Source organism: Lelliottia sp. SL45 (genome assembly GCF_026672535.1).
Taxonomy (GTDB): domain Bacteria; phylum Pseudomonadota; class Gammaproteobacteria; order Enterobacterales; family Enterobacteriaceae; genus Enterobacter; species Enterobacter nimipressuralis.
The window spans coordinates 3028227-3040599 of the sequence record NZ_JAPPRH010000003.1; the positions used below are offsets into that span (position 1 = coordinate 3028227).

At 53.9% G+C, this 12373-nt stretch carries 8 protein-coding genes; 4 read left to right on the forward strand and 4 right to left on the reverse strand.

Going from position 1 to position 12373, the window contains the following annotated elements; translation table 11 throughout:
- Positions 1-10 precede the first annotated feature (10 nt).
- Positions 11-805 (forward strand): DUF2950 family protein, encoded by a 795-nt coding sequence (locus OVA10_RS20740; protein WP_123429478.1) that lies wholly within the window; start codon positions 11-13, stop codon positions 803-805.
- Between the two features lie 45 nt (positions 806-850).
- On the opposite strand, the gene lpdA is transcribed toward OVA10_RS20740, so the two are convergent.
- The 4 genes from lpdA to pdhR form a co-directional block, all read right to left on the reverse strand.
- Positions 851-2275 carry a dihydrolipoyl dehydrogenase gene (lpdA, locus tag OVA10_RS20745; RefSeq protein ID WP_100777599.1) on the reverse strand — a complete coding sequence of 475 codons (1425 nt, stop codon included), beginning with the start codon at positions 2273-2275 and terminating at the stop codon, positions 851-853.
- A 199-nt stretch (positions 2276-2474) separates the two neighbouring features.
- A complete protein-coding gene (aceF, locus tag OVA10_RS20750; RefSeq protein WP_268196717.1) occupies positions 2475-4361 on the reverse strand; it encodes a pyruvate dehydrogenase complex dihydrolipoyllysine-residue acetyltransferase in 1887 nt (628 codons plus the stop codon).
- A 14-nt stretch (positions 4362-4375) separates the two neighbouring features.
- Positions 4376-7039, reverse strand: coding sequence for a pyruvate dehydrogenase (acetyl-transferring), homodimeric type (aceE, locus tag OVA10_RS20755; RefSeq protein WP_100777601.1), 2664 nt, complete (start codon positions 7037-7039; stop codon positions 4376-4378).
- Between the two features lie 124 nt (positions 7040-7163).
- Positions 7164-7928, reverse strand: coding sequence for a pyruvate dehydrogenase complex transcriptional repressor PdhR (pdhR, locus tag OVA10_RS20760; RefSeq protein WP_100777602.1), 765 nt, complete (start codon positions 7926-7928; stop codon positions 7164-7166).
- Positions 7929-8465: 537 nt separating this feature from the next.
- Here pdhR and aroP point away from each other — a divergent pair.
- From aroP to OVA10_RS20775, 3 genes are all read left to right on the forward strand, one after another.
- Positions 8466-9836, forward strand: coding sequence for an aromatic amino acid transporter AroP (gene aroP, locus OVA10_RS20765; protein WP_102104609.1), 1371 nt, complete (start codon positions 8466-8468; stop codon positions 9834-9836).
- Between the two features lie 160 nt (positions 9837-9996).
- A complete protein-coding gene (locus OVA10_RS20770; RefSeq protein ID WP_100777604.1) occupies positions 9997-11394 on the forward strand; it encodes a glycoside-pentoside-hexuronide (GPH):cation symporter in 1398 nt (465 codons plus the stop codon).
- Between the two features lie 10 nt (positions 11395-11404).
- The gene (locus OVA10_RS20775) at positions 11405-12355 is read left to right on the forward strand and encodes a glycoside hydrolase family 43 protein (protein ID WP_181827342.1); all 951 of its coding nucleotides are present in this window, start codon (positions 11405-11407) and stop codon (positions 12353-12355) included.
- Positions 12356-12373 lie beyond the last annotated feature (18 nt).

Sequence of the window (12373 nt, forward strand, 5' to 3'; positions counted from 1 at the left end):
GGGAATCGAAATGAAAATGAAATTACTCAGTGGGATGATGTTGTTCATGGTCTCAACCTTCGCCCTCGCACAGCAGCATTTTGCCACGCCGGACGAGGCGACCAGCGCGCTGGCGAAAGCCATCAGCGGGCAAAACGAAGCCGAGATGAAAAACCTGCTCGGCGATGACTGGCGTGATTTTCTGCCGCCGGAGGGCGTCGATCCGGAGGCGGTCGACCGTTTTCTGCGCGACTGGAAAGTCAGCCATCACACGGTGATCAACGGCGATGTGGCGCACCTCAACGTGGGCGACAGCGACTGGCAATTGCCCATCCCGGCGGTGAAACGCGACGCTGGCTGGCAGTTTGATATGCACAAAGCCGCCGAGGAGATCCTGACACGGGAGATTGGCCGCAACGAGCTGGCCGCTATTGAAGCGCTCCACGCCTACGTGGATGCACAGAAGAGCTACTTCGCACTCAACCATCGCTATGCGAAAAAAGTGATCAGCGCTGAAGGGAAAAAAGACGGTTTATACTGGCCAGCCGCGCCGGGAGAAGCGCCCAGCCCACTGGGGCCAGCATTCAGTCCGCTGGTGCCGGGGACCGGTTATCACGGCTATCACTTCCGCATTCTGCCGGATAAAGACAACGGCTTTGCGATGATCGCCTGGCCCGTCAGCTACGGGCAGACTGGCGTGATGAGTTTTGTGGTGAACGGTGATGATCAGGTGTATCAGACGAACCTGGGAAATGAATCGCAGAAGAAAGCGAAAGCGATAACGGCTTATCATCCTGATAAAGAGTGGCAGCCCGTTACGCCGTAAATAAAAAAAGCCGCTCAGTTGAGCGGCTTTTTACGGTTCGAGAGATTACTTCTTCTTGGCTTTCGCGTTTGGCAGGTCGGTGATGCTACCTTCAAACACTTCTGCAGCCAGGCCCACGGACTCGTGCAGAGTCGGGTGCGCGTGGATGGTCAGCGCGATGTCTTCAGCGTCACAGCCCATTTCGATAGCCAGACCGATCTCACCCAGCAGCTCGCCGCCGTTGGTACCGACAATCGCACCACCGATCACACGGTGAGTCTCTTTGTCGAAGATCAGTTTGGTCACGCCATCGGCGCAATCGGAAGCGATCGCACGGCCAGAAGCTGCCCACGGGAAGGTGGCGGTTTCGTAGCTGATGCCTTTCTCTTTCGCTTCTTTCTCGGTCAGACCGACCCAGGCAACTTCCGGCTCGGTGTATGCGATTGATGGAATGACTTTCGGGTCGAAGTAGTGTTTCATGCCCGCGATAACTTCAGCGGCAACGTGACCTTCGTGAACACCTTTGTGCGCCAGCATTGGCTGACCGACGATATCGCCGATAGCGAAGATGTGCGGCACGTTGGTACGCAGCTGTTTGTCCACACGGATAAAGCCACGATCGTCCACTTCAACGCCAGCAGCGCCTGCATCGAGGTTTTTACCGTTTGGCACACGGCCAATCGCTACCAGTACGGCGTCGTAACGCTGCGCTTCAGCAGGGGCTTTTTTGCCTTCCATGGAAACGTAAATACCGTCTTCTTTTGCTTCAACGGCAGTGACTTTGGTTTCCAGCATCAGGTTGAATTTCTTGCTGATGCGTTTGGTGAAGACTTTAACGATATCTTTATCGGCAGCCGGGATAACCTGGTCGAACATCTCAACCACGTCAATCTCTGAACCCAGCGCATGGTATACGGTACCCATTTCCAGACCGATGATACCGCCACCCATAACCAGCAGGCGTTTTGGTACGGTTTTCAGTTCCAGGGCGTCGGTGGAATCCCACACGCGAGGATCTTCATGCGGAATGAACGGGAGTTCGATCGGACGGGAGCCCGCCGCGATGATCGCGTTGTCGAAGTTGATCACGGTTTTGCCGTTCTCACCTTCCACTTCCAGGGTGTTAGCCCCGGTGAATTTACCCAGACCGTTGACCACTTTCACTTTACGGCCTTTGGCCATACCCGCCAGACCGCCGGTCAGCTGAGTGATCACTTTCTCTTTCCAGGTACGAATCTTGTCGATATCGGTTTTCGGCTCGCCGAAGACGATACCGTGGTCAGCCAGTGCTTTGGCTTCTTCGATAACTTTTGCAACGTGCAGCAGTGCTTTAGAAGGGATACAGCCGACGTTCAGACAAACACCGCCGAGGGTGTTGTAACGTTCTACGATAACGGTTTCCAGACCTAAATCAGCGCAACGGAAGGCAGCAGAGTAACCTGCCGGGCCTGCCCCAAGTACCACGACCTGAGTTTTGATTTCAGTACTCATCATGACCTCTTATTGATTTCCGGCGGTCCAGGTACTTGTCGCCCTTCATCCACCGGGACGTTCTATCCGCCCGTATTTTACAAAATTGTTAACAATTTTGAAACAACAAACGGCTCATGAATTCTTGTCTTTACCAATAACCTCACAATTTTTATGAGATTACAAGACAAAAAGCCGGCCGACTGGCCGGCTTTTGCGATTACATCACCAGGCGGCGAATATCGCTCAGGGTGTTATTGATGATGGTAATGAAGCGCGCACCATCAGCACCGTCGATCACGCGGTGGTCGAAGGAGAGAGAGATTGGCATCATCAGACGCGGCACAAACTCTTTACCATTCCACACAGGTTCCATCGCGGACTTGGACACACCGAGGATCGCCACTTCCGGCGCGTTAACAATCGGCGCGAAGTGGGTAGTACCCAGGCCGCCGATGCTGGAGATAGTGAAGCAACCGCCCTGCATTTCGCCGGCAGTCAGCTTACCATCACGCGCTTTCTTGGAGATCACCGTCAGTTCACGGGACAGCTCAGTGATGCTCTTCTTGTTCACGTCTTTGAAGACCGGAACAACCAGACCATTTGGCGTATCAACCGCAACACCGATGTTGATGTATTTCTTCAGCGTCAGACGCTGCGCATCTTCAGACAGGGAGCTGTTGAAACGTGGCATCTGCTCAAGAGCTGCCGCAACAGCTTTCATGATGAAGACCACTGGGGTGAATTTCACGTCCAGTTTACGTTTCTCGGCTTCGGCGTTCTGCTGTTTACGGAACGCTTCCAGATCGGTGATATCGGTTTTGTCGAAGTGAGTAACGTGCGGGATCATCACCCAGTTACGGCTCAGGTTAGCACCAGAGATTTTCTGGATACGGCCCAGTTCCACTTCTTCGATTTCGCCAAACTTGCTGAAGTCCACTTTCGGCCATGGCAGCATGCCCGGAATACCGCCACCGGCAGCAGCAGCTGGTGCTGCTTCAGCGCGTTTCACAGCATCTTTCACGTAAGTCTGAACGTCTTCGCGCAGGATACGACCTTTACGGCCCGTCCCTTTCACTTTCGCCAGATTCACACCGAATTCGCGCGCCAGGCGACGAATCAGCGGAGTCGCGTGAACGTACGCGTCGTTCTCAGCAAACTCAGATTTGCCTTCTGCTTTGGCGGCCGGTGCAGCGGCTTTCGCAGCAGGCGCCGGAGCGGCAGCAGCAGGTGCTGGCGCAGCAGCCGGAGCCGCAGCAGGCGCAGCGCCTTCCACTTCGAAGACCATGATCAGAGAGCCGGTAGACACTTTATCGCCGGTGCTGATTTTGATTTCTTTAACGGTACCTGCGAACGGAGCCGGGACTTCCATAGAGGCTTTGTCGCCCTCTACGGTGATCAGTGACTGCTCAGCGGCAACTTTGTCGCCCACTTTCACCATCACTTCAGTCACTTCAACTTCGTCACCGCCGATATCCGGAACGTTAACGTCTTTCGCGCCAGACGCTACTGGTGCAGCCGCCGCCGGAGCAGCCGCCTGTGCTGGAGCCGCAGCCGGTGCAGCACCCGCCACTTCGAAGACCATAATCAGGGAGCCGGTAGACACTTTGTCGCCGGTGTTGATTTTGATCTCTTTTACCACGCCCGCGAACGGAGCCGGGACTTCCATAGAGGCTTTGTCGCCTTCTACGGTGATCAGGGATTGTTCAGCAGCAACGGTGTCGCCCACTTTCACCATGATCTCAGTCACTTCAACTTCGTCACCGCCGATGTCAGGCACGTTAACGTCTTTTGCAGCCGCAGCCGCTGGTGCAGCCGCCGGAGCCGCTGCTTCTTTCTTCTCTTCCTGCGCAGGTGCAGCAGCTGCTGCACCGTCGGCGGAATCGAAAATCATGATCAGTTTGCCAGTCTCGGTTTTATCGCCAACAGAGACTTTGATCTCTTTAACGATGCCAGCCTGAGGAGACGGGACTTCCATAGAGGCTTTATCGCCTTCTACGGTGATCAGCGACTGTTCAGCTTCAACTTTGTCGCCTACTTTGACCAGGATCTCGGTGATTTCAACTTCATCAGCCCCGATGTCCGGTACATTGATTTCGATAGCCATTATTCTTTTACCTCTTACGCCAGACGCGGGTTAACTTTATCTGCATCGATGTTGAATTTGGTGATTGCTTCCGCAACCACTTTCTTATCGATTTCGCCACGTTTAGCCAGTTCGCCCAGCGCTGCAACGACCACGTAAGAAGAGTCAACTTCGAAGTGGTGACGCAGGTTTTCGCGGCTGTCAGAGCGACCGAAGCCGTCGGTACCCAGTACGCGGTAATCATCAGCCGGTACATAAGTACGAACCTGCTCGGCGAACAGTTTCATATAGTCAGTAGATGCGACTGCCGGAGCGTCGTTCATCACCTGAGCGATGTACGGTACGCGTGGCGTTTCCATTGGGTGCAGCATGTTCCAGCGCTCACAATCCTGGCCATCACGTGCCAGTTCAGTGAAGGATGTTACGCTGTACACGTCAGAGCCAACGCCGTAGTCGTTCGCCAGGATCTGCGCTGCTTCACGTACGTGACGCAGGATAGAACCGGAGCCCAGCAGCTGAACTTTACCTTTGCTACCCGCGATGGTTTCGAGTTTGTAGATACCTTTACGGATACCTTCCTCGGCACCTGCTGGCATAGCCGGCATGTGGTAGTTTTCGTTCAGCGTAGTGATGTAGTAGTAAATGTTCTCTTGCGCTTCACCGTACATACGAACCAGACCGTCATGCATGATGACTGCCACTTCGTACGCGTAAGACGGGTCATAAGAGATACAGTTCGGGATAGTCAGAGACTGAATGTGGCTGTGACCATCTTCGTGCTGCAGACCTTCACCGTTCAGAGTCGTACGACCGGAAGTACCACCGACCAGGAAGCCGCGAGCCTGTTGGTCGCCAGCCTGCCAGCACAGGTCACCGATACGCTGGAAACCGAACATGGAGTAGTAGATGTAGAACGGAATCATCGGCAGGTTGTTGGTGCTGTAAGAGGTCGCAGCAGCCAGCCAGGATGCGCCTGCGCCCAGCTCGTTGATCCCTTCCTGCAGAATCTGGCCTTTCTCGTCTTCTTTGTAGTATGCAACCTGCTCACGGTCCTGCGGGGTGTACTGCTGGCCGTTCGGGCTGTAAATACCGATCTGACGGAACAGACCTTCCATACCGAATGTACGCGCTTCATCGGCGATGATTGGCACCAGGCGATCTTTGATCGACTTGTTCTTCAGCATCACGTTCAGGGCACGAACGAACGCGATAGTGGTAGAGATCTCTTTGTTCTGCTCTTCCAGCAGCTGGGAGAAGTCTTCCAGAACCGGCAGTTCCAGTTTCTCAGTGAAGTTCACCTGACGGGACGGCAGGTAGCCGTTCAGTTTCTGACGCTGTGCGTGCAGGTAGGTGTGTTCTTCAGAACCTTCCGGGAAGGTGATGTAAGAGAGGTTTTCAACCTGCTCGTCGGTGACAGGAACGTTGAAGCGGTCGCGGATATAACGCACGCCGTCCATGTTCATTTTCTTCACCTGGTGCGCAATGTTTTTACCTTCGGCGGTGTCACCCATGCCATAACCTTTGATGGTATGAGCCAGGATAACTGTTGCTTTGCCTTTGGTTTCTTGCGCGTTTTTCAGTGCTGCGTAGACTTTCTTCGGATCGTGGCCGCCACGGTTCAGAGCCCAGATCTGATCGTCAGACCAGTCTGCAACCAGCGCTGCGGTTTCAGGGTATTTACCGAAGAAGTGCTCACGAACATAGGCACCGTTTTTGGATTTGAAGGTCTGATAGTCGCCGTCAACGGTTTCGTTCATCAGCTGAATCAGTTTACCGCTGGTATCTTTACGCAGCAGCTCATCCCAACGACCGCCCCACATCACTTTAACGACGTTCCAGCCAGCACCGCTGAAGATGCCTTCCAGTTCGTTGATGATCTTGCCGTTGCCGGTTACCGGACCATCCAGACGCTGCAGGTTACAGTTGATGATGAAGCACAGGTTGTCCAGTTTCTCACGGGTAGCGATGGTGATCGCACCTTTAGATTCTGGCTCATCCATCTCGCCGTCGCCCAGGAAGGCGTAAACGGTCTGCTGAGAGGTATCTTTCAGGCCACGGTGTTCCAGATATTTCAGGAATTTAGCCTGGTAAATCGCACCGATTGGCCCCAGACCCATAGAAACGGTCGGGAACTGCCAGAACTCAGGCATCAGTTTAGGGTGCGGGTAAGAAGACAGACCTTTACCGTGAACTTCCTGACGGAAGTTGTTCATCTGCTCTTCAGTCAGACGACCTTCCAGGAACGCACGTGCGTAAACGCCCGGAGAGATGTGGCCCTGGAAGTAAACCAGGTCGCCGCCGTCTTTCTCAGTGCGTGCGCGGAAGAAGTGGTTAAAGCACACTTCATAAACGGTCGCAGAAGACTGGAAGGAAGCCATGTGGCCGCCCAGTTCCAGGTCTTTCTTGGATGCGCGCAGAACGGTCATGATCGCGTTCCAGCGAATTGCAGAACGGATACGACGTTCCAGATCCAGATTGCCCGGGTATTCCGGTTCGTCTTCGACGGCAATCGTGTTTACGTAGTTGCTAGCCCCTGCACCTGAAGCTACTTTCACGCCACCTTTACGGGCTTCTGAAAGCAGCTGATCAATCAGATACTGAGCGCGCTCAACACCTTCTTCACGGATGACCGATTCGATCGCCTGTAGCCAGTCGCGAGTTTCGATCGGATCCACGTCATTTTGGAGACGTTCTGACATGGGGGTATTCCTTATCTATCTAATACGTTGATTTGTCTGGAACCTGTCCCATTGTGCTCTCAGCAAAGAACACAATAAGACAGGTTCTGCGTTTAGTTGCCGCGCTCTAAAAAAACTCTGGCGCTTAATCCTTTCGTTGCTGTATGCGGCGGAGTGAACGTTCTCTACGACTCTGTTCACGGCTGCGGTCCAGCAAGATTTCCTCAATGAAAGCCAGGTGACGGTGCGACGCTTCACGCGCCTGCTCCGGTTCCCCGGCCATTATCGCCTCGAATACACGGGTGCGATGATTGCTGACCAGCGGGAGCATCTCCCGGCGGGCGTACAACAATTCAAAATTTTGTCGAACATTCTGGGCCAGCATCGGCTCCATACAGCGAAGCAGGTGGAGAAGCACGACATTGTGCGCTGCTTCGGTGACGGCAATTTGATACTGGACGACGGCATTGGACTCGGCGTCGAGATCGCCTGACTGTTGTGCCCGTTCAATGGCCTGATGCAGCTCGCGAATACGCACGCGATCTTCATCATTGCTGCGCAGGGCCGCGTAATAAGCAGCGATACCTTCAAGCGCGTGACGGGTTTCAAGCAGGTCAAACTGGGATTCTGGGTGGTCAGACAAAAGCTCGACCAGCGGATCGCTGAAGCTCTGCCACAGGCTATTTTGCACAAACGTTCCACCGCCCTGACGACGAAGCAGCAAGCCCTTCGCTTCGAGACGTTGAATCGCCTCACGCAGAGAGGGACGGGAAACGTCGAACTGTTTTGCCAGCTCGCGTTCAGGCGGGAGTTTTTCACCGGGGCGCAGAGTCCCTTCGAGGATTAAAAACTCCAGCTGCTGCTCTATCACATCCGATAGTTTTGGTTGGCGAATTTTGCTGTAGGCCATATTCCCTGTCTTACGCCTTTTTGCCTGGAGTAAATTGGTCTTACCAATTTCATGTTCGTATCGCTAAAGTAACAAAGTATTCACCTTCTGTCCATATTGGTTTTGATTGAAATCAGTAAACCCTGCACATTTTAACAACCTTACAGAAATAACGTTTCAGAAATGTAACTTTGCACAAATGAACTGGTTACCACTAAAAAGGTAGTTTTAACCTTATTGAAACGAGGGGATTTGCAATCTGAAGCGATTCAACAAGGTAAATAATGAAAATTCGCCCACTTATGGAGCATTTTTATTCTATAGATGGGGTGAGGGAGCGACGCGCACGCATTTACAAATGCTTTCTTTTTATTCAAGCGATCGACATCCCTTCATAAAGCAGGTGCATTCGCTGGCGCTTACCACTATTCTTGCGTCAACGGAAGCCATCTCCGCTTTTTCCGGTCAACTTCACCGTAAAGAAATAAATACAGAAAATGGACTTTCATAATTACACACGCCCGAGCGTGAACATAACAACCACACACGAGGTTTCAAATGGAAGCTCAACAGCATGGCGATCAGCTAAAGCGCGGCCTTAAAAACCGCCATATACAGCTCATCGCGTTGGGTGGCGCTATCGGTACCGGCCTGTTTCTGGGCAGCGCATCCGTCATTCAGTCGGCAGGTCCGGGGATTATTCTGGGCTATGCCATCGCGGGCTTTATCGCCTTCCTTATTATGCGCCAGCTCGGTGAAATGGTGGTTGAAGAGCCGGTAGCCGGCTCCTTCAGCCACTTTGCCTATAAGTACTGGGGCGGCTTTGCCGGTTTCGCGTCGGGCTGGAACTACTGGGTCCTGTACGTTCTGGTTGCCATGGCTGAGCTGACTGCCGTCGGGAAATACATCCAGTTCTGGTATCCGGAGATCCCAACCTGGGTATCGGCAGCGGCTTTCTTCGTGATCATCAACGCCATCAACCTGACTAACGTCAAAGTGTTTGGTGAGATGGAGTTCTGGTTCGCGATTATCAAAGTGATCGCGGTTGTGGCGATGATCATCTTCGGCGGCTGGCTGCTGTTCAGCGGCAACGGTGGCCCGCAGGCGACCGTACGCAACCTGTGGGAACAAGGCGGGTTCTTGCCTCACGGCATGACCGGGCTGGTAATGATGATGGCGATCATTATGTTCTCGTTCGGTGGGCTTGAGCTGGTGGGGATTACCGCCGCAGAAGCTGATAACCCTGAGCAGAGCATCCCGAAAGCCACCAACCAGGTTATCTACCGTATTCTGATCTTCTATGTGGGTTCACTGGCGGTTCTGCTCTCCCTGCTGCCGTGGACGCGCGTCACCGCTGACACCAGCCCGTTTGTCCTGATCTTCCATGAACTGGGCGATACCTTCGTGGCAAACGCGCTGAACATCGTGGTGCTGACCGCGGCTCTGTCCGTGTATAACAGCTGCGTCTACTGCAACAGCCGTATGCTGTTCGGCCTGGCACAGCAGGGTAACGCTCCGAAAGCCCTGCTGAACGTTGATAAACGCGGCGTGCCGGTGAACTCCATTATGGTGTCCGCAGTGGTGACCGCTCTGTGCGTGCTAATTAACTATCTGGCACCGGAATCTGCATTCGGTCTGCTGATGGCGCTGGTCGTGTCCGCACTGGTGATCAACTGGGCGATGATTAGCCTGGCGCACATCAAGTTCCGCCGCGCGAAACAGCAGCAAGGCGTGAAAACGCGCTTCCCTGCCCTGTTCTATCCGCTGGGCAACTGGGTGTGCCTGATCTTTATGGCGGCGGTGCTGGTGATCATGCTGATGACCCCTGGTATGGCGATCTCCGTGTATCTCATTCCTGTCTGGATTGTGATCCTCGGCGTGGGTTATCTGTTTAAACAGAAAAATGCCAAAACCGTAAAAGCGCATTAATCTCTTCTCGCTCTGTGCCGGCTGCGGCACAGAGCGTGTTACCTGCCTCACAAATTCTCACCAACAGCCAAATCATCCATATCACCGCCCTGATACTGCAACGCAAATATTCCTTTGCCAGCGAATAATTCTCTCCATACCGAAACTCGGAGAGCTGTCGATGGATAACAATAAACTGTCTGTAAAAGAAAAGATCGGCTATGGCATGGGCGACGCGGGATGTAACATCATCTTCGGCGCCATAATGTTGTTTGTTAACTACTTTTATACGGATATCTTTGGGCTCGCCCCCGCTCTGGTAGGGGTGCTATTGCTGTCAGTGAGGGTGATTGACGCCATCACCGACCCCATCATGGGAGCCATTGCCGACCGTACCCGCAGTAAATATGGGCGATTTCGTCCATGGCTGCTGTGGATTGCCTTCCCGTATGCCCTGTTCAGTATTCTGATGTTCACCACCCCAGAGTGGACGTACAACAGCAAAGTTATCTATGCGTTTGTCACCTATTTCCTGCTGTCACTCACCTACACCGCGATCAATATCCCTTACTGCTCGCTGGGCGGGGTAATCACTAACGACCCGAAAGAGCGCGTGGCCTGCCAGTCGTATCGCTTTGTCATGGTAGGGATTGCGACGCTGCTGCTCTCCTTAACCCTGCTGCCGATGGTGGAGTATTTTGGCGGTGACAACAAAGCCAAAGGCTATCAAATGGCGATGACCGTGCTGGCGCTGATTGGGACCTGCATGTTCCTGTTTAGTTTCTCAACCGTACGGGAACGTATTCGCCCGGCGGTGCAGACGAATGACGAGCTGAAAAACGATCTCAAGGATGTGTGGAAGAACGATCAGTGGGTGCGCATTCTGCTGCTGACTATCTGTAACGTCTGCCCTGGCTTTATTCGCATGGCGGCGACCATGTACTACGTCACCTGGGTAATGGGGCAAAGCACCCATTTCGCCACGCTGTTTATCAGTCTCGGCGTGGTGGGCATGATGCTCGGTAGCATCCTCGCCAAACCCCTGACCGACCGCTGGTGTAAGCTGAAAGTCTTCTTCTGGACCAACATCGCCCTGGCCATTTTCTCCAGCGCGTTCTACTTCTTCGATCCAAAAGCCACCACCACCATCGTGGTGCTCTACTTCCTGCTCAACGTGTTGCATCAGATCCCTTCCCCGCTGCACTGGTCGCTGATGGCCGACGTGGACGACTACGGCGAGTGGAAAACCGGTAAACGCATCACCGGGATCAGCTTCTCCGGCAATATTTTCTTCCTCAAGCTGGGTCTGGCGATTGCTGGTGCGATGGTCGGATTCCTCCTCTCCTGGTACGGTTACGACGCGGGTGCCAAAGCGCAAAGCGCCGATGCCATCAACGGGATCGTCCTGCTGTTCACCCTGATTCCAGGCGTCGGTTATCTGATCACCGCGGGTGTGGTTCGTCTGCTGAAAGTCGATCGTGAACTGATGAAGCAGATTCAGGAAGATCTGGAGAAACGCCGCATAAACTATCGCGAGCTGAATGATTACCAGGAACTCAAAGCCGCTGAAACCAAATAAGGAAAGCCCAATGCGTCACTGGCCCAATCCCTTTATCGAACAACGTGCCGACCCGTTTATTTTGCATCACGAGGGGCAATACTACTTTATTGCTTCCGTGCCAGAGTACGACAGGCTGGCGATTCGCCGCGCCGACTCGCTGGAAGCGTTACGCCACGCACCCGAAGTGGTGGTCTGGCGTAAGCCAGAGAGCGGCCCGATGAGCGAGCTTATTTGGGCACCGGAGCTGCATCACATCGACGGAAAATGGTACATCTACTTTGCCGCCGCGCACACGAAAGCGCTCGATCAGCTCAATATGTTTCAGCATCGAATGTACGCGCTGGAATGCGCCGATAGCGATCCCCTGACCGGGAAATGGGTCGAAAAAGGGCAGATCGCGACGCCATTTGATACCTTTGCCCTCGATGCCACGACCTTTGTTCATCAGGGCAAACGCTGGTATCTGTGGGCGCAAAAAGCGCCGGATATCTCAGGGAACTCCAATCTCTATCTCTGCGAGATGGAAAACCCGTGGACGCTGACGGGTGCGCCCGTCCTGCTCAGCAAACCCGAGTATGACTGGGAGTGCCGCGGATTCTGGGTCAACGAAGGCCCGGCGGTGCTGGAGCACGGAGACAGGCTGTTTATCAGCTACTCTGCCAGCGCGACGGATGAGAATTACTGCATGGGGCTGCTGTGGATTGATAAAAGCGCTGACCTGCGTAACCCCGCCAACTGGCACAAAGCGCCGCGCCCGGTGTTTACCACAAGCTATGAAAATCGTCAGTACGGACCTGGGCATAACAGCTTTACGCAAACGCCGGACGGTGAGGATGTGCTGGTGTATCACGCGCGCAACTACACCGAAATTGAGGGTGATCCGCTGTACGATCCGAACCGTCATACCCGTCTGAAGCTTGTCCACTGGAATGAAAACGGGATGCCAGAGTTTGGCATCCCGCCTGCGGATACTGAGTGAAATATGCGGTGCGCTGGC

What these genes read in the sequence shown, in the direction of transcription:
- OVA10_RS20740 (WP_123429478.1), top strand. Translation starts at nt 11, where the DNA reads ATGAAAATGAAATTACTCAGTGGGATGATGTTGTTCATGGTCTCAACC.
- lpdA (WP_100777599.1), bottom strand. Translation starts at nt 2,275, where the DNA reads ATGAGTACTGAAATCAAAACTCAGGTCGTGGTACTTGGGGCAGGCCCG.
- aceF (WP_268196717.1), bottom strand. Translation starts at nt 4,361, where the DNA reads ATGGCTATCGAAATCAATGTACCGGACATCGGGGCTGATGAAGTTGAA.
- aceE (WP_100777601.1), bottom strand. Translation starts at nt 7,039, where the DNA reads ATGTCAGAACGTCTCCAAAATGACGTGGATCCGATCGAAACTCGCGAC.
- pdhR (WP_100777602.1), bottom strand. Translation starts at nt 7,928, where the DNA reads ATGGCCTACAGCAAAATTCGCCAACCAAAACTATCGGATGTGATAGAG.
- aroP (WP_102104609.1), top strand. Translation starts at nt 8,466, where the DNA reads ATGGAAGCTCAACAGCATGGCGATCAGCTAAAGCGCGGCCTTAAAAAC.
- OVA10_RS20770 (WP_100777604.1), top strand. Translation starts at nt 9,997, where the DNA reads ATGGATAACAATAAACTGTCTGTAAAAGAAAAGATCGGCTATGGCATG.
- OVA10_RS20775 (WP_181827342.1), top strand. Translation starts at nt 11,405, where the DNA reads ATGCGTCACTGGCCCAATCCCTTTATCGAACAACGTGCCGACCCGTTT.